Below are 22,897 nucleotides of genomic sequence, written 5' to 3' on the forward strand. Positions count from 1 at the left end.
CCGTGCCCACTGACAAAGGCCGCGGACGACGGCCAGGGACTGGCGCGTTTCCGGGCATGGGCAGACACCGGTGCAGACCGTACAGAGTACCCGCACGGCGGCTTCCGGTTGAAATCCCGTGGTCAGCGGACGCAATCTGTACGCATCGGGTCCGGGCGGCGCTGTGGTGCGCCGCCCTCCGGCAAGCCAGGAGGTGCCTCATGGCTCAGGCATTCCAGCGTCATTCCTCCTCTTCCCTCCTCTCCACGGACGGCAAGCCCCATCCGCTCCAGGACACCCTGATGGTCGTGACCCTGGTGCTGGGCGCCCTCGCCTTCATCACGGCGCAGTTCCACAGCCTCCACCTGATCAGCTCGTGGTCCGGCCTCATCGGCATCCTCACGGGCGCCTACGGCCAGTACGTCTCCGAGACCACCCGGGAGCGGACGTTCCTGGTCATCGGGCTGGGCGCGGCAGCGGTCGGCTTCTTCCTCGGAATGGCCCGCGGCGGTCTGTTCGGCGGCGTGATCGGCTAGCGCCTCCCGGTGTAGGCCCAGTCGGGGCGCTCCCCCGTGCCAGTAGGCTTCGGCGCGAGAGCTGGAACCCCTGTACCGATGGGGGACACACCTGCCGAGGAGCGCCCCGCATGAGCCTGACCCTGAGGACCATCAGCCGAGAGCAGCATCTGGCGTACATCCAGAGTCTTCCGGCGGCGAGTCACTGCCAGGTTCCGGCGTGGGCCGACGTCAAGACCGAATGGCGCTCGGAGAACCTGGGCTGGTTCGACAGGAACAACCAGCTGGTCGGCGTGGGGCTGGTGCTGTACCGCCAGCTCCCGAAGATCAAGCGGTACCTGGCCTACCTGCCCGAGGGCCCGGTGATCAACTGGTACGCGCCGAACCTGGACGACTGGCTGCAGCCGATGCTCCAGCACCTCAAGAACCAGGGCGCGTTCTCGGTCAAGATGGGCCCGCCGGTCGTGATCCGCCGCTGGGACGCCCCGGCGATCAAGGCGGGGATCCAGGACCCCGAGGTCAAGCGCCTGCGCGACATCGAGGCGACGCACATCGAGCCGCGCGCCTTCGAGGTGTCGGACCGGCTGCGCAAGATGGGCTGGCAGCAGGGCGAGGACGGCGGCGCCGGCTTCGGCGACGTCCAGCCCCGCTACGTCTTCCAGGTGCCGCTGGCCAACCGCTCCCTGGACGACGTCCTCAAGGGCTTCAACCAGCTGTGGCGGCGGAACATCAAGAAGGCCGAGAAGGCCGGCGTCGAGGTCGTCCAGGGCGGCTACGACGACCTGCCCGAGTGGCAGCGGCTGTACGAGATCACGGCCGTCCGGGACCGTTTCCGGCCGCGCCCGCTGTCGTACTTCCAGCGCATGTGGACCGTCCTCAACAACGAGGACCCCAACCGCATGCGCCTCTACTTCGCGCGGCACAACGGCGTGAACCTCTCCGCCGCGACGATGCTCGTGGTCGGCGGGCACGTCTGGTACTCGTACGGCGCATCCGACAACATCGGCCGTGAGGTCCGCCCGTCGAACGCCATGCAGTGGCGCATGCTGCGCGACGCCTACGCCATGGGGGCGACCGTGTACGACCTGCGCGGCATCTCGGACTCGCTCGACGAGACCGACCACCTCTTCGGCCTGATCCAGTTCAAGGTGGGCACGGGCGGCGAGGCCGTCGAGTACATCGGCGAGTGGGACTTCCCGCTGAACAAGCTGCTGCACAAGGCGCTGGACATCTACATGTCGCGTCGCTGACGCCACCGCGCTTCCGTACGCTCGTACACGTCCCGCACACCTCATCCACCCCGACACCCACAGCCACAGAAAGGGTCCGGACCGGCCATGGCGCTCACCCTGTACGTCGACACTGCTCGCTGGCGGGCGCATCAGAAGTCCGTGATAGACCAGTTCCCCGGGATCATCCCGGTCTGCAAGGGCAACGGCTACGGTTTCGGCCACGAACGCCTCGCGGAAGAGGTGAATCGCTTCGGCGCCGACATGCTCGCCGTCGGCACCACCTACGAGGCGGCCCGGATGAAGGACTGGTTCGGCGGCGACCTGCTGGTGCTGACACCGTTCCGGCGGGGTGAGGAGCCGGTGCCGCTGCCGGACCGGGTGGTCCGCTCCGTGTCGTCCGTGGACGGCGTGCACGCCCTGGTGGGCGCGCGCGTCGTCATCGAGTGCATGAGCTCGATGAAGCGGCACGGCATCGGCGAGCACGAGCTGGGGCAGCTGCACGCGGCCATCGAGGACGTCCGCCTGGAGGGCTTCGCCCTGCACCTGCCGCTGGACCGTACGGACGGCTCGGACGCCGTCGAGGAGGTCATCGGCTGGATGGACCGGCTGCGGGCCGCCCGGCTGCCGCTCCACACGATGTTCGTCAGCCACATGCGGGCGGAGGAGCTGGCCCGCCTCCAGCAGCAGTTCCCGCAGACCCGGTTCCGCGCCCGCATCGGTACGCGGCTGTGGCTGGGCGACCACGAGGCGACGGAGTACCGGGGCGCCGTCCTGGACGTCACCCGCGTCTCCAAGGGGGACCGCTTCGGCTACCGGCAGCAGCGGGCGGCGTCCGACGGCTGGCTGGTGGTCGTCGCCGGGGGCACCTCGCACGGCGTGGGCCTGGAGGCGCCGAAGGCCATGCACGGGGTGATGCCGCGCGCCAAGGGCGTGGCCCGGGCCGGCCTCGCCACGGTCAACCGGAACCTCTCCCCGTTCGTGTGGGCGGGCAAGCAGCGCTGGTTCGCGGAGCCGCCGCACATGCAGGTGTCGATCCTGTTCGTCCCGGCGGACGCGCAGGAGCCGAAGGTCGGCGACGAGCTGGTCGCCCACCTGCGGCACACGACGACCCAGTACGACCGGCTCGTCGACCGCTAGGCCGCCGCACGGCCCGCACGGCCGTACGGGCGGGCCCGCCGGTCACTGGACGGCGGTGTCCGCCCGGCGCTCCCCCCGGGCGGCCCGACCGACCGCGAAGACGTCCTCGGCACCGTCCAGGACGCCTCCGGACGGGTCGTCCGAGCCGTCCTGCCGGACGGCGTCCCGCTCGGGCCGCAGGGCGTCCCGTACGACCAGGGCGCACAGGTACAGCGTCCCGGCCAGGTGCAGGGCGATCGCGAAGTGGTACCCGTCCAGCGGCAGGCCCTGCTTGTGCTCGGTCGTGACGTACACGAGGTACATCCAGATGCCGAGGAAGTACGCCACCTCGCACGCCTGCCACACGAGGAAGCTCCGCCAGCGCGGCCGGGCCAGCGCGGCCAGCGGGACCAGCCACAGGACGTACTGCGGCGAGTAGACCTTGTTGGTCAGGATGAACGCCGCCACGACCAGGAACGCGAGCTGCGCGAACCGGGGGCGGCGCGGCGCGGCCAGTGCCAGCGCGGCGATCCCGGCGCACGCCAGGAGCATCAGCACGCTCGCGGCCGTGTTGACCGTCTCGACCCGCAGGTCCAGGTCGAAGCGCTGCGTGAGGACCAGCCAGAACGAACCGAAGTCGATGTTCCGCTCCTGACTGAAGACGTAGAACCGCTTCCAGCCCTCCGGCGCGAGCACCATGACGGGCAGGTTCACCACGAGCCACGCGCCCGCGGAGCCCAGCAGGGCCACCGCGAACTCCCGCCACTTCCCGGCCCGCCAGCACAGCACCAGGAGCGGCCCGAGCAGCAGGAACGGGTAGAGCTTCGCGGCCGTGGCGAGGCCGAGCAGCACCCCGAAGGCCAGGGCGCGGCCCCGGCTCCACATGAGCGTCGCCGCGGCGGTCAGGGCGATGGCGAGCAGGTCCCAGTTGATGGTGGCGGTCAGCGCGAAGGCCGGCGCGAGGGCGACCAGCAGGGCGTCCCAGGGGCGCCGCCGGTGCGTCCTCGCGACGCACACGGCGATCACCGCGGTGCAGACGAGCAGCATGCCCGCGTTGACCATCCAGTACATCTGCTCCTGGTGCTGCAGGTCGCCGCCGCCCGGTGTCAGCCAGGCCGCGACCTGCATGAAGAGGCCGGTGAGCACCGGGTACTCCAGGTACTGCATGTCGCCGGAGAACCGGTCGAAGTACGGGAGGAGCCCCTCGGAGAAGCCGCGCGCCACGAACAGGTGCGGGATGTCGGAGTAGCAGGCGTGGGTGTACTGGGACGCGGCGCCGCGGAACCAGGCCCAGTTGTAGCAGGGCAGCTTCTGCACCATGCCGAGCGCGAACACGCCGATCGCGACGAGCGCGACGACCCGCACCGGCGTGAGGACGTCGACGCCGAGCCGGGCGCGGCGGCCGACGGGACCGCCGATCACCTCGCTGCCCGCGGCGGCGGTCTCGTCCTGGCGCGTGGGGCACACGACGGGCCGCCGGTCGTGGGGGACGCGCGTCTTCTGTGGGCTCGGCATGGGGGACATCCTGCCGTACGGGCCCGGGAACGCGGCGAGGGCCGCCGCACCCGCCCTACGCGCGCGTGGTGCGCGTACGGGGTGCGACGGCCCTCGCCGTGGCGCGTGCCGGTGGCCGGGCGGGAGCGGCGGCGCTAGCCGCTCGTCCCGCCGAACCAGCCGCCTCCGTCCCCACCTCCGGTGTTGCTGCTGCTCCCGTTGCTGTTGCCGTTGCCGTTGCCGCCGGTCGGCGGCGACTGGCTCGTCTCGCCGCCTTCCGTGGTCCCGCCCTCGATGGTGGCGCCGGTGCCCCCTTCGGTGGTGCCACCGTTGTCCGTACCGTCCGTCGTACCGCCACCCTCGGTGGTGCCGCCCGCCCCGGGGTCACAGTCCCAGTCGAACGGGCCGCAGGTCTTGTCCGGCTTCTCGGTCTCCCTGGACGGGCTGGTCGACGGCGTCGGGGTCGGCGAGCTCGACGGCGACGGGGACTGCGACGGCGTCTCGCTCGGCGTCGGCTCGGGGCTCTCGGCGCCACCGCCGTACACGGGCCGGGCGTCCAGGTCCTCCGGCTCCGGGAACTGCTTCACCGGCAGGCCCGCGTGGGCCTCGGTCATGTACGCCTTCCAGATCTCGGACGGGAACGACGAGCCGTGGACCTTCTCACGACCGCCCGTACCGAACATCTCCTCGAACTTGCGGTTCTTGTTGGAGGCGTCGTCGTCCAGGCGGTACATGTCGATCGCCGTCACGAGCTGCGGGGTGTAGCCGACGAACCAGGCCGACTTGTTGCCGTCCGTGGTACCGGTCTTGCCCGCGGCGGGGCGGTCCGGGAGGCGGGCCTTCTTGCCGGTGCCCTTCTCGACGACGTCGACGAGCACGTCGGTGATGTTGCTGCTGATGGCGGCCGTGAAGGCGCGCGTCGGCTTGTCCTCGTGCTGGTAGATGACGACGCCGTTCTTCTTCACCTCGGTGACGGAGTACGGGTCCCGCCGCTCGCCGTTGGCGGCGAAGGTGGCGTAGGAGGACGCCATGCGGATGGCGCTCGGGTCGGAGATGCCGATGGAGAAGGACGGCACCTCGCCCTTGGCGAGGCTGCTCTCCAGGAGGCCGGCTTCGACGGCCGTCTTCCTGACCTCCTTGATCCCGATGTCCATGCCGAGCTGCACGAACGGCGAGTTCGCGGAGTGGATCATCGCCTCGCGGAGGCTGATGTCCGGGTAGCTCACGTCGTCGTCGTTGACCTGGAGCCACTCCTTGTTGTTCTCGTCCTTCCAGACGCTGCCGTTGTAGTGCCGGATCTTCAGCTTGTTCTTGCCGTTGTAGATCGCCGTGTCGGGGTCGATCAGCGTCCGGCTCTCAAGGCCCTGGTCCGGGCCCTTGGACCGGTCCCTGACGCCGTACTTCATGCCCGCGGCGAGGACGAACGGCTTGAACGTCGAGCCGACCTGGGCACCGGTCTGGTCGGCGTTGTTGGTGAAGTGCTTCGTCGCGTCGACGCCGCCGTAGATGGCGACGATGGCGCCCGTCTCCGGGTTGACGGAGGCACCGCCGAACTGGACGTGCGTGTCCGTGTCGGGGCGCTTCTCCGGGTCGATGTTCTCGTCGTAGACCTTCTTGATGGTCTTCTCGAGGGCCTCGACCTTCTCCTTCTCGAAGGTCGTCCTGATCTCGTAGCCGCCCTTGGACAGGTCCTCGGCGGTGATCCCGTGGTCGTTGTTGTTGATGAAGTACGCCTTGGCGAGGTCGACGAGGTAGCCGACCTGGCCGCCAAGCTTCGCCTGCTTCTGCGGCGGGTCCGGGTCCGGGAAGTCCGTGAGGGTCGCCCGCTTGGCGGCGGACAGCTTCCCGTCCTTCACCATCTCGTCGAGGATCCAGCTCCAGCGCTTCGTCGCGCGCTCGGTGTTGGCCTCGGCGGTCGCCTTGGGGTCGATCTCGGGCGCGCCGGCCGGGTCGTAGTACGTGGAGCCCTTGAGCAGCGCGGCGAGGAACGCGCACTCCTCCACCTGGAGGTGCTCGGCGTCCTTGCCGTAGTACGTGCGCGCGGCGGCCTGGATCCCGTAGGCGCCCCGGCCGAAGTACGAGGTGTTCAGGTAGCCCGCCATGATCTCCTTCTTGGTCAACTCGGTGTTGACCTTGATGGAGATGAACAGCTCCTTGAACTTCCGGTCCAGCGTCTGCGACTGGTTGTTGAGCCGGTTGTTCTTGACGTACTGCTGGGTGATGGTCGAGCCGCCCTGGGTCTCGCCGCCCGTGGCCATGTTGAACAGGGCGCGACCGATGCCCATCGGGTCGACGCCGGCGTCCGTCCAGAAGGTCTTGTTCTCGGCGGAGACCACGGCGTCCTGGATGCCCATGGGGATCTCGCTGTAGGCGATGATCTGCCGGTTGACCTCACCACCGGTGGCGGCCATCTGCGTGCCGTCCTCCCAGTAGTAGACGTTGTTCTGGGCCGTGGCGGCCTTGGCCGGGTCCGGCAGCCCCACCATCGCGTAGGAAAGGGTCGCGACACCCATCACCAGGGCGGCGAAGGTGAGGCCGGCCCCCGCCACGAGCTTCCAGGACGGCACCCAGCGGCGCCATCCGTACCTGTCGTGGCGGGGGTAGTCGATCAACCGCTTCCTGCCCGGCCGGCCGCCCCCGGGCCCCCGGCCCCCGTAGCCGCCGCCACCGGTGCCGCGGCGTCCGCCGCCGTGGCCACCGGCGCCCCCCGCGCCCTCGGCGGCGCGCCGCCGGCCGCCGCGCTGGGCGGCCCGCCGCGCCTCGGCACGACCGCCGTAGGGGCGCGCCTCGCCGTACGGGTCGGCAGGAGATCCTGTACTGACATCCCGCGCCGGCGCCGACCGGCGGCCGGGCTGCTGGGCAGCGCGCCGGGCCGCGGCGCGGCCGCCACCCTGCGGCTGCGGCGGTTTACGACGGTGCTCGCTCATCGAACGACTACTCCTCGGGCAGGCGATTACGCCTGGAAGCGGCAGTTGAGTTCCGGTCCCCCCGAAATGGCTCGGACGAGCCCGCCGGGCCCGCCCGCCATGCACCCACGACGATGACGTTCCCCCGTCCTCACGTGGTTCCCGGTGGTGTGCATGCCGCACAGACTACGCACGGCCAAAACCCCCCTTGAGCCGAAGTTCACCCCAAATCAGGCAAGTCGCTTACGGCGAATTGCTGATGTGACGCCGTTCACGGCGGTCCCACTTGTCGACACAGGGGCGTCGTTCTATCGTCGTGATGTATCGAACCGATACATCAGGGCGGCATAAAGAGCGACACGGAAGAGGTGGCGGCTGATGAGCAGGCGCTCCGGCATCCTGGAGTTCGCCGTCCTCGGTCTGCTCCGCGAAGCTCCGATGCACGGATACGAGCTGCGCAAGCGGCTCAACACCTCGCTGGGCATCTTCCGCGCCTTCAGCTACGGCACGCTCTACCCCTGCCTCAAAACCCTGGTGGCAAACGGCTGGTTGGTCGAGGAGCCGGGCAGCGCCCCCGAGGACGCTCTCGCCGCCTCCCTCGCGGGACGGCGTGCGAAGATCGTCTACCGGCTGACCGCCGAAGGTAAGGAGCACTTCGAGGAGCTCCTGTCCCACACGGGACCGGACTCCTGGGAGGACGAGCACTTCGCGGCACGCTTCGCCTTCTTCGGGCAGACGGAGCGCGAGGTGCGGATGCGGGTGCTGGAAGGCCGCCGCAGCCGCCTCGAGGAGCGGCTGGAGAAGATGCGCGCCTCCCTGGCACGCACCCGCGAGCGGCTGGACGACTACACGCTCGAACTCCAGCGGCACGGCATGGAGTCCGTGGAGCGCGAGGTGCGCTGGCTGAACGAGCTCATCGAGAGCGAGAGGGCGGGCCGGGATCAGCGACGATCCGGCCCGGAGGCGTCAGCGGACCCCGCGGAGCAGAACAAGACATCTGGAGAGACGGGCGGCCTGCCCCGGCACGGGGGCAGCACCCGGCCGGATCCGTCCGACGACACCGCCAAGTGAAGCCCTGCGCACCGCAGGGCTTCGTCGAGAACAAACAGGGAGCAACCGGAATGGGTTCGGTTCGCGTAGCCATCGTCGGCGTGGGCAACTGCGCCGCCTCGCTGGTGCAGGGCGTCGAGTACTACAAGGACGCCGACCCGGCGGGCAAGGTGCCGGGGCTGATGCACGTCCAGTTCGGCGACTACCACGTGCGGGACATCGAGTTCGTCGCGGCCTTCGACGTGGACGCGAAGAAGGTGGGCCTCGACCTCGCCGACGCCATCGGCGCCAGCGAGAACAACACCATCAAGATCTGCGACGTGCCGACCACCGGCGTGACGGTCCAGCGCGGCCACACCCTGGACGGTCTCGGCAAGTACTACCGCGAGACCATCGAGGAGTCCGCCGAGGAGCCGGTCGACGTCGTCCAGGTCCTCAAGGACAAGCAGGTGGACGTCCTCGTCTGCTACCTGCCGGTCGGTTCCGAGGACGCCGCGAAGTTCTACGCCCAGTGCGCCATCGACGCCAAGGTCGCCTTCGTCAACGCCCTCCCGGTGTTCATCGCCGGCACCAAGGAGTGGGCCGACAAGTTCACCGAGGCCGGCGTGCCGATCGTCGGCGACGACATCAAGTCGCAGGTCGGTGCCACCATCACGCACCGCGTCATGGCGAAGCTGTTCGAGGACCGGGGCGTCGTCCTGGACCGCACGATGCAGCTGAACGTCGGCGGCAACATGGACTTCAAGAACATGCTGGAGCGCGACCGGCTGGAGTCCAAGAAGATCTCCAAGACGCAGGCCGTCACCTCGCAGATCCCCGACCGGGACATGGGCGAGCGCAACGTGCACATCGGTCCCTCCGACTACGTGGCGTGGCTCGACGACCGCAAGTGGGCCTACGTCCGCCTTGAGGGCCGCGCCTTCGGTGACGTGCCGCTGAACCTCGAGTACAAGCTCGAGGTGTGGGACTCCCCGAACTCGGCGGGTGTCATCATCGACGCCCTGCGCGCCGCGAAGATCGCCAAGGACCGCGGCATCGGCGGCCCGATCCTCTCCGCGTCCTCGTACTTCATGAAGTCCCCGCCGGTCCAGTACTTCGACGACGAGGCCCGCGAGAACGTCGAGAAGTTCATCAAGGGCGAGGTCGAGCGCTAGGTCCCGCCTTCAAAGGAGGCCCGTCCTCCAGGTGTTGAGGCCCCCGTGGTGCATGCCCGGGGGCCTCACCCGTATGTGAGGCTTGCTGTCATGCCCGTCGTACGTGATCTGCGCGTACTCCTGCGCCTGACGAACTTCCGCCGCCTCCTCGCCGTACGGCTCCTCTCCCAGGGGGCCGACGGCGTCTACCAGGTCGCGTTGGCCGCGTACGTGGTCTTCTCGCCGGAACGGCAGGCGTCACCCGCCGCCATCGCCTCCGCCATGGCGGTCCTGCTGCTCCCGTACTCCCTGGTCGGCCCGTTCGCCGGTGTGCTGCTCGACCGCTGGCGCCGCCGCCAGGTCCTGCTGTACGGCAACCTGCTCCGCGCGCTCCTCGCCGCGGGCACCGCGCTGCTGATCCTGGCCCCGGTACCCGACTGGGCCTTCTACGCGTCCGCCCTCTCCGTGACCGCCGTCAACCGCTTCGTCCTGGCAGGGCTCTCCGCCTCCCTGCCGCGGGTCGTCGACGGAGAGCGCCTGATGATCGCCAACTCCCTCTCCCCGACCGCGGGCACCCTGGCCGCCACCGCCGGTGGTGGCCTGGCCTTCCTGGTGCGGCTGGCCGCCGCCGACTCCGATGCCGTCGTCGTCCTCCTGGGGGCCGCGCTCTACCTCTCGGCGGCCCTGGCCTCCCTCCGCATGGGTCGCGAACTCCTCGGCCCGGACCCGGGCGTCGCCCTGCCCCGGATCGGTGCCGCGCTGGCATCGACCGCCCGGGGGCTGTGGAGCGGTCTGCGCCATCTGTCGGAGCGCCGGCCCGCCGCCCGGGCGCTGGCCGCGATGACCCTCACCCGCTTCTGCTACGGGGCACTGACCGTGATGGTGCTGATGCTCAGCCGGTACGCCTGGACGTCGGACGAATCCGAAGGGCTGGCCCTGCTGGGGCTCGCGGTCGCCATCTCCGGCGCGGGGTTCTTCACCGCGGCAGTGGTCACCCCCTGGGCGACGGCGAAGCTGGGCGTGGGCGGCTGGATGGCCGCGTGCGCCGGGGCGGCGGCCGTACTGGAGCCGGCCCTGGGGCTTCCCTTCGCCCCGGCGACCACCATGATCGCGGCCTTCGTCCTCGGCTTCATCACCCAGGCCACCAAGATCTCCACGGACACGGTCGTCCAGAAGACGGTCGACGACGCCTATCGCGGGCGGATCTTCGCCCTCTACGACATGCTCTTCAACGTCGCCTTCGTCGCCGCCGCCGGTATGGCTTCCCTGATGCTGCCGTCGGACGGCCGCGCCCCCCTGCTGGTCCTCGTCGTCGCCGGTCTGTACGCCCTCTGCGCCATGGCTCTCGCACGCCGGCGGCGCGCATGAGGGAGGGGTGGTGTTTCACGTGAAACACCACCCCCCGTCTCTCCTCCCGGGTCATGTTTCACGTGAAACATGACCGGCCGGGCTTCAGCTCTGGGCAGCCCACCACTCCTTGAGGGCGGCGACGGCGGCTTCGTGCTCCATCGGACCGTTCTCCAGCCGGAGCTCCAGCAGGTACTTGTACGCGCGCCCGACAGCGGGCCCGGGCCTGATCCCGAGGACTTCCTGGATCTGGTTGCCGTCGAGGTCCGGGCGGATCGCGTCCAGCTCCTCCTGCTCCTGGAGCTGCGCGATGCGCTCCTCCAGCCCGTCGTAGGCCCGGGACAGGGCACTCGCCTTGCGCTTGTTACGGGTCGTGCAGTCGGAGCGGGTCAGCTTGTGCAGCCGGGACAGCAGGGGTCCGGCGTCGCGGACGTAGCGCCGGACGGCGGAGTCGGTCCACTCGCCGGTGCCGTAGCCGTGGAACCGCAGGTGCAGCTCCACCAGCCGTGAGACGTCCTTGACCACCTCATTGGAGTACTTCAGCGCGGTGAGGCGCTTCTTGGTCATCTTCGCTCCCACCACCTCGTGGTGGTGGAAGGAGACCCGGCCGTCCGGCTCGAAGCGCCGCGTGCGCGGCTTGCCGATGTCGTGCAGGAGCGCAGCCAGCCGCAGCACGAGGTCCGGGCCGTCCTCCTCCAGGTCGATCGCCTGCTCCAGCACGATCAGCGAGTGCTCGTACACGTCCTTGTGCCGGTGGTGCTCGTCGCTCTCCAGGCGCAGCGCGGGCAGCTCGGGCAGCACCCGGTCGGCGAGACGGGTGTCGACGAGCAGCGTCAGACCCTTGCGGGGATGCACGGAGAGGACCAGCTTGTTCAGCTCGTCCCGGACCCGCTCCGCGGAGACGATGTCAAGCCGCTCCGCCATCTCCGTCATCGCGGTGACGACCTCGGGGGCCACCTCGAAGTCCAGCTGGGCGGCGAAGCGGGCCGCGCGCATCATCCGCAGCGGATCGTCGGAGAAGGACTCCTCCGGGGTGCCCGGGGTGCGCAGCACCCGCGCGGCGAGGTCCTCCAGCCCGCCGTGCGGGTCGATGAACTCCTTCTCGGGCAGGGCGACCGCCATCGCGTTGACGGTGAAGTCACGGCGCACGAGGTCTTCCTCGATCGAGTCGCCGTAGGACACCTCGGGCTTGCGCGAGGTGCGGTCGTACGCCTCGGAGCGGTACGTCGTCACCTCGATCTGGTAGCCGTCCTTCTGCGCCCCCACGGTGCCGAACGCGATCCCGACCTCCCAGACCGCCTCGGCCCAGGGCCGTACGATCTTCAGTACGTCCTCGGGACGGGCATCGGTGGTGAAGTCGAGATCATTGCCGAGCCTGCCGAGCAGAGCGTCCCGTACCGAGCCGCCGACCAGGGCGAGGCGGAACCCCGCCTCCTGGAAACGGCAGGCGAGATCGTCGGCGACCGGTGACACGCGCAGCAGCTCACTGACCGCGCGGCGTTGCACCTGGCTCAGGGCAGTCGGATTGTCTTCGTTGGCGTTCGGCACAACAGAACAGGGTACGTGTCCCCGCCGCGGGCAGCCTCCTTGATCACACGAGCCCCGCCGCCCTCCCTGGACGATCTCGTGGCCCACTCCGCAGCACTCCGCCGCGCCGCATCTCGTTACCATGCGTGGACGCAGGAACCGGCAGGGACCGACGGCACCAGACGACGAGGGACGGGCGAGCGCGTGGCCGAGGCGGCAGACTTCCAGGGCACCGATCCCTCTCCTGCCCGTCGCTGGCTGCGGCGGGTGGCCGCGACCGTCGCCGCGGTGCCCCTCCTCGCCGGGCTCGTGCAGCTGCCCGTCACGCCCGCCGCCTCGGCGGCACCGGCCGCGTCCATGACCACGGCGGCGGCAACGACAGCGGCGGGATCCCGCACCGTCTCTGTGTCTCTGGACACACTCACGCCGAGTGCTCCGGTGAAGGGGGACACCCTCACACTGAGCGGCACCGTGACCAACAAGGGCAAGGAGACGGTGAGCCAGGCGCAGGTCGACGTGCGCCTCGGCACACGGCTCTCCAGTCGCGGCGCGATCGAGGACGCCGCACGGCGCACCGGATTCTCCCAGCGCCGGGACGGGAAGCCCCTGGGTGGCACGTACCTCGTGGAGGTCCCGGAGATTCCGTCCGGTGCCAGCCGTGAGTTCACCCTGGACGTGCCCGTCGACAAGCTCGGCCTCGACGACGCCGGCGTGTACCAACTGGGCGTCTCCCTGTCCGGGCGCACGCCGAGCGAACCGTACGACCAGGTGCTGGGCATCGACCGGACCTTCCTGCCCTGGCAGCCGGCCGCCGCGAAGAACAAGGCGCAGATCACCGTCCTGTGGCCGCTGATCTCCACGACCCACCTGTCCGCCGAGACGGGCTCCGACGACCAGCAGACACCGGTGTTCGAGAGCGACGCCCTCGCGGCGGAGCTGGCGCCCGGAGGCCGACTGGAGCGGCTGGTCACCCTCGGCGCCGAGCTGCCCGTCACCTGGGTCATCGACCCGGACCTGCTGGCCACCGTCGAAGCGATGACCCGCGACTACCAGGTCAGGAACGAGGACACCACAGTCGCGGGCAAGAACCAGGGCATCGCGAAGCAGTGGCTGAACTCCCTGGACAAGGCCGTGCAGGGCGACAAGGTGGTCGCGCTGCCGTACGGCGACCCCGACCTGGCGTCGCTCGCCCACCGGGGCAAGCGCGTCTCGGGCTCCCTGAGCCACCTGCGGCCGGCGACGGAGCTGGCCGAGTCGACGGTGGAGACGATCCTCCACGTGAAGCCGTCCGTCGAGTACGCCTGGCCCGCGAACGGGGCCGTCGACCCGTCGATCGTCGATGTGGCGACCTCGGCCGGCGCCGACAAGGTGATCACCCGCAGTGACAGCATGCGGGAACACCTCCCGTACACGCCGAACGCGGCCCGTCCGATCGGGGGCGGGACGACCGCGGTCGTCTCCGACGCGGCCCTGTCCTCCGCCTTCGAGGGCGACATGTCCCGCGCGGGCGACTCCACGGAGGCAGTCCAGAAGTTCCTCGCGCACACCCTCGCCGTCACCCACGAGCGTCCGGGCACCGGCCGCAGCGTCGTCGTCGCCCCCCAGCGGATGCCGACGGTCTCGCAGGCGGAGTCCATGGCGAGCGCCCTGCGGATCCTGGGAGCCGAGCGCTGGTCGCAGCCCTCGGACCTGATCACCGCCGCGACCGCCGAGCCCGACCCCAGGGCGACGACGAGCGTGCCGTCCGCCGGGAAGTACCCCAAGGCGCTCAGCCGGCGCGAACTGCCGGAAGCGGTGTTCCAGCAGGTGCGGACCACGCAGGACACCCTGGACAACTTCAAGGTCATCCTCACCGCCGCGGACCGCGTCGTGACGCCGTTCGGCAACGCGATCAAGCGGGAGATGTCCACGTCGTGGCGGGGTCGCCCGCAGGAGGTCACCGAGTACGGCAGGGGCGTACAGGCCCATCTGGAGAGCCTCACCGACGAGGTGAAGCTGATCGAGAAGTCGGACCTGACGCTCTCGGGGCGCAGCGCCACGATCCCGGTGACCGTGCAGAACAAGCTGGTGCAGGGCGTCGAGCACCTGGTGCTGCGGCTGAAGTCGACCAAGCCCACCCGTCTGAAGCTCAACGGTGGCGAGACCGTCGCCGAGCTTCCGGTGCGGATCGACGGCGGCCACAGCCAGTCCGTGAAGTTCACGGCCTCCGCCAACGCGAACGGCCCCGTCCCCGTCGAGGCGCAGCTGTACACGGAGGACGGCCGGCCCTACGGCGAGGCCATGAAGTTCACCGTCAAGGTCTCCGAGATCACGTCGACGGTGATGCTCGTCATCGCCGGAGGCGTGCTGCTGCTGGTCCTCGCCGGTGTCAGGATGTACAGCCAGCGCAAGCGGGCCGCGGCGCGGGGCGACGAGACCGGCACGGTCGAGGAGACCGAAGGGGACGGCCCCGCCCAGCCGGTCGCGGAGAGCGACGATCCGGTGCAGCCGAGTGACCCCGCGACGGACACCGGACCGCAAAGCACCGACCCGTCGGGCCCGGGTGAGAAAGTGGAGCATTGAGCGATGTCGTGGCCGGCCGGCCGGGGACGATGAGGTGGGGTATCCATGAACGCGCCGTACGACGGTGACCGCGGTCAGGGCGCGGGCGGCGGCAGTGCGCCTCCGGGCGGGACATCGCCCGTCCCGGCGCCGGGAGACCCGCAGGCCCCGCACAACCCCTACGCACAGGACCCCTACGTCCAGGACGCCTACGACCACGACCCGTACCGCTCCTACGACCTCTCCTCGCAGGACCCGGTCGGCGAGGCCCTGTACGACCGGGCCGCGCACCCACCGCCCCCGCCCGGCACCTACGAGGAGCCCCGCCCGCTCTACCAGCAGCCCGCCGCTCCGCAGTACGCGCCCGACCCCCGGGTGTGGGCCCAGACACCGCCGCCCGAGCCCGCCGGACCCTCCCGCCACCTTCCGTACGGCGACGACGCCAGGACCGTGCAGTTCACCGGGGTCGACGACCTGGTGACCCACGCCGCCGAGGAGAAGCCGGCACCCGACGCCTTCGCGCACCTCTACCGGGACCAGCAGCTCCAGGGCCAGCCGGCGACGGCCGCGCCGGTCCTCGAGCCGGCGGAGCCGGAAGTGCCCGCGGAACCGGTGGCGGCCCCGCCGCCGAAGAAGTCGGGCGGAAAGGCGTCCGGGCTGCTGAAGTCCAGCGCCGTGATGGCGGCGGGCACCCTGGTGTCGCGGCTCACCGGCTTCCTGCGGAGCCTGGTGATCACCGGCGCCCTGGGCGCGGCGACACTCGGTGACGCGTTCACCGTCGCCTCCACGCTACCGACGATGATCTACATCCTGACCGTGGGCGGCGGACTCAACTCGGTCTTCGTTCCGCAGCTCGTCCGCTCGATGAAGAACGACGAGGACGGCGGCGAGGCGTACGCCAACCGGTTGCTCACCCTGGTGATGGTCGCCCTCGCCGTGATCGTGGGCATCGCCGTGTTCCTGGCGCCCCTCCTCGTCCACGCGATGTCGCCCACCATCGCGAACGACCCGGACGCCAACAGTGTCGCCGTCACCTTCGCCCGGTTCTGCCTGCCCACCATCTTCTTCATGGGCGTCCACGTGGTGATGGGTCAGATCCTGAACAGCCGGGGCAGGTTCGGCGCGATGATGTGGACTCCAGTCCTCAACAACATCGTCGTCATCTTCACGTTCGGCCTCTTCATCTGGGTGTACGGCGCCTACTCCGAGACGGAGATGGGCGTCGACGTCATCCCTGACGAGGGCGTCCAATTGCTCGGCGTCGGCATGCTGCTGGGCCTCGTCGTCCAGGCGCTGGCGATGATCCCGTACCTGCGCGAGGCGGGCTTCCGCTTCCGGCCGCGCTTCGACTGGAAGGGCCAGGGCCTCGGCAAGACGGTCAGACTGGCCAAGTGGACGGTCCTGTTCGTCCTCGCCAACCAGGCGGGCGTCGTCGTCGTCACACAACTGGCCACGGCCGCCGGAAAGGCGTCCGGCGCGGACGGCGCGGGCATCCTCGCCTACTCCAACGCCCAGCTGATCTGGGGCATGCCGCAGGCCATCATCACGGTCTCCGTCATGGCCGCGCTGCTGCCCCGCATCTCGCGCGCCGCGCACGACAACGACCCCGGCGCCGTCCGCGACGACATCTCACACGGCCTGCGCAACTCGGCCGTCGCGATCGTGCCGGTCTCCTTCGGCTTCCTCGCCCTGGGCGTGCCGCTGTGCACCCTGCTCTACGCCTCCAGCGGCCTGGAGGCGGCCACCGGCATGGGCTTCATGCTGATGGCGTTCGGCCTGGGCCTGATCCCGTACTCCGTCCAGTACGTCGTCCTGCGCGGCTTCTACGCGTACGAGGACACCCGCACGCCGTTCTACAACACCGTCATCGTGGCGGCCGTCAACGCCGCTGCCTCCGCCGTCTGCTACTTCGTGCTCCCCGCCCGGTGGGCCGTCGTCGGCATGGCCGCCAGCTACGGCATCGCCTACATGGTCGGCGTGGGCATCGCCTGGCGGCGGCTGCGCAACCGGCTGGGCGGCGACCTCGACGGGGCCCATGTCGTACGGACGTACGCCCGCCTCTCCATGGCGTCGATGCCCGCGGCGCTGGCCGCCGGCGCGGTCGCGTGGGGCCTCCTCACCCTGCTCGGGATGGACGCGTTGGGCTCCCTCGTGGCGCTCGTGGCCGGCGGAACCGTACTGATCGGCGTGTTCTACGTGGCGGCCCGCAAGATGCGCATCGAGGAGCTCAACGCCATGGTGGGCATGGTCCGGGGCCGTCTCGGCCGCTAGGACACGGGGCTGTCGCACAACCATCGCCGCCCACCGCGTGTCGTGCATAGCGGTGGACTGTGGGCACAATTGGCATGGCTGTTGGATATGGCGCATCGAATGGGGAGGCAGGAACGACGGTGGCGGAACGTAGCACGGCTGCCGTCGACGTGGCCGACAACAGCGGTGACGATCCGCTGACCGCCAAGGCGGACACGACCACGGCCGACGGGGCGGAAGCGCAGGACGCGACGGACATGTCTTCCCTGAACACGAACGGCGAACAGGAAGCCGACGACGATCCCGCCATCAAGACCCCGGAGCTGCACAGCGGGCACAAGCTCGCCCGCCGCTACCGGCTCGAGGAGTGCGTCACCCGCCTGGACGGTTTCAGCAGCTGGCGGGCGGTCGACGAGAAGCTGCGGCGCGCCGTCGGCGTGCACGTCCTGCCCGCCGACCACCCGAGGGCCCGGTCGGTCCTGGCCGCCGCACGCTCCTCCGCGCTGCTCGGCGACCCCCGATTCGTCCAGGTCCTCGACGCCGTCGAGGAGAACGACCTCGTCTACGTCGTGCACGAGTGGCTGCCGGACGCCACCGAGTTGACCACCCTGCTCGCCGCCGGTCCTCTGGAACCGTACGACGCCTACCAGCTCGTCAGCCAGGTCTCCCAGGCGATGGCCGCCGCGCACCGCGAGGGCCTGGCCCATCTGCGGCTCACGCCGGGCGCCGTGCTGCGCACCTCCACCGGCCAGTACCGGATCCGGGGCCTCGCCGTGAACGCGGCGCTGCGCGGCATCACCGTCGACCGCCCGCAGCGCACCGACACCGAGGCGATCGGCGCGCTCCTCTACGCCGCGCTGACCCAGCGGTGGCCGTACGAGAACGACGCCCACGGCCTGTCCGGGCTTCCCAAGGGCATGGGGCTGATCGCCCCCGACCAGGTACGGGCGGGGGTCCACCGGGGCCTGTCCGACCTCGCCATGCGCGCGCTCGTCAACGACGGCGCGACCGCTTCCCGCCAGGAACCCCCCTGCACGACGCCCGACGAACTCGCCAAGGCCGTCGCGGCCATGCCCCGCATCCGCCCGCCGGAGCCCGCCTTCCCTCCCGCGCCGGAGTACCAGCGCACGACCTACCAGCAGGGCACGTACGGCCGTCCGCAGCAGCACCCGAGCGTCGCCGTCACCCAGCCGGTGCTCCCGCCGCCCGCGCCCCTGGAGAGCCGCGCCGGCAAGGTGCTGAAGTGGACCGTCTCCGCGCTGCTGATCGCCGCACTGGGCCTCGGTAGCTGGCAGGTCGCCGATCGCCTCCTCGACCAGGGCGGCGGCACGAACAGCGGGCCGGGCGCGACGCAGCCGTCCCCCGAGGTTTCGGTGGACGACAAGGCGGCACCCCAGCTGCGCCCCCTGAAGATCGTTGATGCCCGGGAGTTCATGCCGAGGGGCACCGGCATACAGATCGACCAGGTGCAGAACGCGGTCGACGGTGACCCCCAGTCGGCCTGGATCACGCCCGAGTACCACGGCTACGCCAACTTCGGGAACCTGGAGAAGCGCCGGGGCGGCAGCGGACTCGTCATCGACCTCGGCAGCGAGCAGAACGTCTCCGGCATCCGCGTCGGCCTGTACCGGAACGGGCAGACCCTGCAGCTCCGCGCCGGCGGCGAGGCGGCCATGGGCTCCAGCTCCCTGGCGGACTTCCCCCAGCAGCTGGCCCCGCTGAAGCGGGCCGACGACGACCTGGACGTGAGGCTGGACAAGCCGGTACGGGCCCGTTACGTCCTGATCCACATCACCGAACTGCCACCGGACGGCTCACCCGGCCGGTTCCGCGGCGGCATTTCCGAGGTCCAGGTCCTGGGCTGACCGATGCCCCGCACGAGGACCGTCGTGCCGTCGGCGCTCGAGCAATCGGAGGGGAAGGCGTATGGGAGCGGGGACAGAGCAGGAACCCAGCGACGCCGACCTGCTCGCGCAGCACGTCGCCGGCGACCCCGACGCCTTCGGTCGGTTGGTGAGGCGCCATCGTGACCGGCTCTGGGCGGTGGCCTTACGCACGCTCGGAGATCGCGAGGAGGCCGCCGACGCCGTCCAGGACGCCCTCGTCTCGGCGTTCCGGGCGGCTCACACCTTCCGGGGGCAGTCCGCCGTCACCACGTGGCTGCACCGCATCACGGTCAACGCCTGCCTGGACCGGGCCCGCAAGACCGCGTCCCGCCGGACGGCTCCTCTGGACGACACGGAACGGTTGGAGCGGTTCCTGGAGCCCCATGAGTCGGCCGAGGCCCCTGCCGAGCGGCACGACCTGCACCGCCAGCTGCTGTCCGCCCTGGCGACGCTTCCCGCCGACCAGCGCGCCGCGCTGGTCCTCGTCGACATGCAGGGGTACGCGGTGGCCGAGGCTGCCGAGATCCTCGGAGTGCCGACCGGGACGGTGAAGAGTCGCTGCGCCCGGGGTCGTGCCCGTCTTGTGCCCTTGCTCACTCATCTGCGCGGTGACCCCGTGGATAACACCGGTACCGACGGGGGAAGGAACCGGACGCCGGGGGCATCCGTCCCACCGGCATCAGAACCAAGGGATCCAGGACCGAACGATCCTGCTGCTGTGAAGGGCGGAGGTGGACGCGCGTGACATCCACGGCCGACACGACTCAGCATCCGGACGTCTCGGAGATCTCCGATCTCACGGAGGGGGTCCTCCCACCGTCCCGCACGGTGGACGTACGCCGCCATCTCGACCGCTGCGACCTCTGTGCCGACGTCCGCAGTTCCCTGGAGGAGATCCGCGGTCTGCTCGGTACGCTGCCGGGCCCGGCCCGTATGCCGGTCGACGTGGCGGAGCGCATCGATGCCGCACTGGCCGCCGAGGCGCTTCTCGACGCCACCACTCCGAACAGCGCCGCACCCGTTTCACGTGAAACCACGCGGAAGGCCGTCGGGGCAGCCCCCGACAGGTCCGGGACGGCCGAGCGCCCCGCAACCGCACCGGCCGGTCGGCCCTCCAGCTCCACGGGGCCTGGACGCGCCCCGGCCCGTCGGCGCCGCTACGCGGTGGTGAGCGCTGTCTGCGGCTTGGCAGCGGTCGGCCTGGGGGTCCTGGTCTTCCAGGCGGCGGTCCCGAACGGCGACGAGTCCGGTGTCGCCTCCGCCGAGAACGCGCCGGTCTCCCACGACCCCCGCTTCTCCGGAACGGTGCTCACGGACAAGGTGCGGTCCCTGCTCACCTCTCGCGAGCGTTCCTACGACACCACGTCGCCGCGTCTCCCGTCGATCCGCGACGCCCAAAAAGACGCCAGCCCGATGGTCGGCACGGCGGATCGGCACCTTCCCATGTGCGTACGGCAAGGACTTGCCCGGAGCGAGCAGCCACTCGCGGTGGAGCGGGGCGAGTACCGAGGGCGGTCCGCCTACCTCGTGGTACTTCCGCACCCCCGTACCGAGACACAGGTCGACGTCTACGTCATGGACGCTTTCTGTACGACGGCGAAGAACCCTTCCGACGCCGCGGACGTGCTGCTCAAGCAGTCCCAGCCCCGTCCCTGACGGGCACGCCCGAAGCCGCACGGTCCCGCGGGAATGCGCGCCCCTTAGGATCCGTTGGGTGGGGTGAGAGTCTTGACCCGGCCCCAGTAGGCAGTAGGCAGTCTGCAGAGACGAGGAAGAAACCCGTGAGCGACGTCCGAAACGTGATCATCATCGGCTCCGGGCCCGCCGGTTACACGGCAGCGCTCTACACCGCACGCGCGTCGCTGAAGCCGCTGGTCTTCGAGGGCGCCGTCACCTCTGGTGGCGCCCTGATGAACACGACCGACGTGGAGAACTTCCCCGGGTTCCGTGACGGCATCATGGGCCCCGAGCTCATGGACAACATGCGGGCCCAGGCCGAGCGCTTCGGTGCGGAGCTCATTCCGGACGACATCGTCGCCGTCGACCTGTCCGGTGACATCAAGACCGTGACGGACACCGCCGGCACGGTGCACCAGGCCAAGGCGATCATCGTGGCCACCGGATCCCAGCACCGCAAGCTCGGCCTGCCGAACGAGGACGCCCTCTCCGGCCGTGGCGTCTCGTGGTGCGCCACCTGCGACGGGTTCTTCTTCAAGGACCATGACATCGCCGTCGTCGGCGGTGGTGACACGGCGATGGAGGAGGCGACCTTCCTCTCCCGCTTCGCGAAGTCGGTCACGGTGGTGCACCGCCGTGACACCCTGCGTGCCTCCAAGGCGATGCAGGAGCGTGCTTTCGCCGACCCGAAGATCAAGTTCGCCTGGGACAGCGAGGTCGCGGAGATCCACGGCGACCAGAAGCTCAGCGGTCTCACCCTGCGCAACACCAAGTCGGGCGAGACTTCGGAACTGCCGGTGACGGGCCTGTTCATCGCCGTCGGCCACGACCCGCGCACGGAACTGTTCAAGGGCCAGCTGGAGCTGGACGACGAGGGCTACCTGAAGGTGGACGCGCCGTCCACGCGCACCAATGTGAAGGGTGTCTTCGCCGCCGGCGACGTCGTCGACCACACCTACCGCCAGGCCATCACGGCTGCGGGCACGGGCTGCTCCGCCGCGTTGGACGCCGAACGCTTCCTCGCCGCCCTCGCCGACACGGAGAAGCTGGCCGAGCCGGAGAAGACCCCCGCGGTCTGACCTTCGATTCCCACCCACACCCCGCACAGTGAAGGAGGCCACCGTGGCCGACCTCAAGGCAGTGACCGACGCCTCGTTCGAGGAGGCCGTCCTCAAGAGCGAGAAGCCCGTACTGGTGGACTTCTGGGCCGCCTGGTGCGGTCCGTGCCGTCAGATCGCCCCCTCTCTGCAAGCGATCGCCGATGAGTACGGCGACCAGATCGAGGTCGTCAAGCTGAACATCGACGAGAACCCGGAAACCGCCGCGAAGTACGGTGTCATGTCGATCCCGACCCTGAACGTCTACCAGGGTGGCGAGGTCGCCAAGACGATCATCGGCGCCAAGCCGAAGGCCGCGATCGTCCGCGACCTGGCCGACTTCATCAGTGACGAGGCCACCAAGGCGTGAACCCTGGTTTCACGTGAAACGCCGTTTCACGTGAAACACGAACGGCCCATCCCTCCGGGGATGGGCCGTCGCCGTAGGATCAGTCAGAGCGGACGCAGCGCCGGCTCCTTCTGGACGGCGCCGAGCAGACGGTCCAGGGCCAGTTCCACGTCCTCCTTCCACGACAGCGTGCTGCGCAGTTCGAGACGCAGCCGCGGGTGGACCGGATGGGGGCGTACGGTCTTGAATCCGACGGACAGCAGGTAGTCGACGGGCAGGACACAGGCCGGTTCCTTCCAGCGGGCGTCCCCAAATGCCTCGATGGCCTTGAACCCGCGACGCAGGAGGTCCTTCGCCACCGTCTGCACCATCACCCGCCCCAGTCCCTGCCCCTGGTAGCCCGGCGTGATCCAGGCGGTCATCAGCTGTACGGCGTCGGGGGACACGGGGCTGGTCGGGAAGGCCGTGGAGCGCGGCACGTAGGCGGGCGGCGCGTACATCACATACCCCACCGGGACCTCGTCCACGTAGACGACGCGGCCACAGGAGCCCCAGTCGAGGAGGACGGCGGAAATCCATGCCTCCTTCTCGAACTCCGGTGTTCCGGCCTTGACGGCAGCCTCGCCGCTGACCGGGTCGAGCTCCCAGAAGACGCAGGTGCGGCACCGCTTGGGGAGGTCCGGAAGGTTGTCCAAGGTGAGCGGTACGAGCCGACGCCCCATGAAGGTTGTCCCTCACTTCCTTCGCCTGCCACGCCACGGGCGGTGGATGCGCATACCCGAACGCATCGTATCGATT

Annotated in this window: 17 protein-coding genes; 13 read left to right on the top strand and 4 right to left on the bottom strand. The window is 70.0% G+C overall.

Annotated elements, in window-relative coordinates; all coding sequences use genetic code 11:
• The first annotated feature begins 200 nt into the window (after positions 1-200).
• From AC07D6_RS15615 to AC07D6_RS15625, 3 genes are all read left to right on the top strand, one after another.
• A complete protein-coding gene (locus AC07D6_RS15615; RefSeq protein ID WP_315876973.1) occupies positions 201-515 on the top strand; it encodes a hypothetical protein in 315 nt (104 codons plus the stop codon).
• 110 nt (positions 516-625) lie between these two features.
• Positions 626-1,744: a lipid II:glycine glycyltransferase FemX gene (locus AC07D6_RS15620; RefSeq protein ID WP_479044725.1), complete on the top strand. Its 1,119-nt coding sequence runs from the start codon at positions 626-628 to the stop codon at positions 1,742-1,744.
• An 87-nt stretch (positions 1,745-1,831) separates the two neighbouring features.
• Entirely contained in the window at positions 1,832-2,863 is a 1,032-nt protein-coding gene (locus AC07D6_RS15625) for an alanine racemase (RefSeq protein WP_315876975.1), read from the top strand.
• Positions 2,864-2,905: 42 nt separating this feature from the next.
• On the opposite strand, the gene AC07D6_RS15630 is transcribed toward AC07D6_RS15625, so the two are convergent.
• Together AC07D6_RS15630 and AC07D6_RS15635 are read right to left on the bottom strand one after the other, a co-directional pair.
• Positions 2,906-4,357, bottom strand: a complete 1,452-nt coding sequence (locus tag AC07D6_RS15630; protein ID WP_479044728.1) for a glycosyltransferase family 87 protein — start codon at positions 4,355-4,357, stop codon at positions 2,906-2,908.
• Between the two features lie 134 nt (positions 4,358-4,491).
• Complete coding sequence (locus AC07D6_RS15635) at positions 4,492-7,263, bottom strand: transglycosylase domain-containing protein (protein ID WP_479044730.1); 2,772 nt, start codon at positions 7,261-7,263, stop codon at positions 4,492-4,494.
• A gap of 357 nt (positions 7,264-7,620) precedes the next feature.
• Here AC07D6_RS15635 and AC07D6_RS15640 point away from each other — a divergent pair, with 357 nt between their 5' ends.
• From AC07D6_RS15640 to AC07D6_RS15650, 3 genes are all read left to right on the top strand, one after another.
• Positions 7,621-8,313, top strand: a complete 693-nt coding sequence (locus AC07D6_RS15640; protein ID WP_479044732.1) for a PadR family transcriptional regulator — start codon at positions 7,621-7,623, stop codon at positions 8,311-8,313.
• 50 nt (positions 8,314-8,363) lie between these two features.
• Positions 8,364-9,446, top strand: a complete 1,083-nt coding sequence (locus tag AC07D6_RS15645) for an inositol-3-phosphate synthase (RefSeq protein WP_315876980.1) — start codon at positions 8,364-8,366, stop codon at positions 9,444-9,446.
• Between the two features lie 90 nt (positions 9,447-9,536).
• On the top strand, positions 9,537-10,793 hold the full coding sequence (locus AC07D6_RS15650) for an MFS transporter (protein ID WP_479044734.1): 1,257 nt from the start codon (positions 9,537-9,539) through the stop codon (positions 10,791-10,793).
• Positions 10,794-10,877: 84 nt separating this feature from the next.
• Here the strand turns inward: AC07D6_RS15650 and AC07D6_RS15655 are convergent, their stop codons facing one another.
• Positions 10,878-12,320, bottom strand: coding sequence for a CCA tRNA nucleotidyltransferase (locus AC07D6_RS15655; RefSeq protein ID WP_479044736.1), 1,443 nt, complete (start codon positions 12,318-12,320; stop codon positions 10,878-10,880).
• 183 nt (positions 12,321-12,503) lie between these two features.
• Between AC07D6_RS15655 and AC07D6_RS15660 the strand changes: the two genes are divergently transcribed.
• The 7 genes from AC07D6_RS15660 (at position 12,504) to trxA (ending at position 22,120) form a co-directional block, all read left to right on the top strand.
• Positions 12,504-14,861, top strand: a complete 2,358-nt coding sequence (locus AC07D6_RS15660) for a DUF6049 family protein (protein WP_479044739.1) — start codon at positions 12,504-12,506, stop codon at positions 14,859-14,861.
• Positions 14,862-14,906: 45 nt separating this feature from the next.
• Positions 14,907-17,111 carry a murein biosynthesis integral membrane protein MurJ gene (murJ, locus tag AC07D6_RS15665; RefSeq protein ID WP_479044742.1) on the top strand — a complete coding sequence of 735 codons (2,205 nt, stop codon included), beginning with the start codon at positions 14,907-14,909 and terminating at the stop codon, positions 17,109-17,111.
• A 119-nt stretch (positions 17,112-17,230) separates the two neighbouring features.
• Positions 17,231-18,955 (top strand): protein kinase family protein, encoded by a 1,725-nt coding sequence (locus AC07D6_RS15670; protein ID WP_315876985.1) that lies wholly within the window; start codon positions 17,231-17,233, stop codon positions 18,953-18,955.
• Positions 18,956-19,016: 61 nt separating this feature from the next.
• Positions 19,017-19,721, top strand: a complete 705-nt coding sequence (sigM, locus tag AC07D6_RS15675; RefSeq protein WP_315876986.1) for an RNA polymerase sigma factor SigM — start codon at positions 19,017-19,019, stop codon at positions 19,719-19,721.
• Positions 19,718-20,632 (top strand): hypothetical protein, encoded by a 915-nt coding sequence (locus AC07D6_RS15680; RefSeq protein ID WP_479044745.1) that lies wholly within the window; start codon positions 19,718-19,720, stop codon positions 20,630-20,632. The genes sigM and AC07D6_RS15680 overlap by 4 nt, the downstream gene beginning before the upstream one ends.
• A 125-nt stretch (positions 20,633-20,757) precedes the next feature.
• Positions 20,758-21,732 carry a thioredoxin-disulfide reductase gene (trxB, locus tag AC07D6_RS15685; RefSeq protein ID WP_315876988.1) on the top strand — a complete coding sequence of 325 codons (975 nt, stop codon included), beginning with the start codon at positions 20,758-20,760 and terminating at the stop codon, positions 21,730-21,732.
• Between the two features lie 43 nt (positions 21,733-21,775).
• Positions 21,776-22,120, top strand: coding sequence for a thioredoxin (gene trxA, locus AC07D6_RS15690; protein WP_479044747.1), 345 nt, complete (start codon positions 21,776-21,778; stop codon positions 22,118-22,120).
• Positions 22,121-22,203: 83 nt separating this feature from the next.
• On the opposite strand, the gene AC07D6_RS15695 is transcribed toward trxA, so the two are convergent.
• Positions 22,204-22,821, bottom strand: coding sequence for a GNAT family N-acetyltransferase (locus tag AC07D6_RS15695; protein WP_315876991.1), 618 nt, complete (start codon positions 22,819-22,821; stop codon positions 22,204-22,206).
• Positions 22,822-22,897: the final 76 nt, after the last annotated feature.

The organism is Streptomyces sp. NPDC045287 (assembly GCF_056432325.1).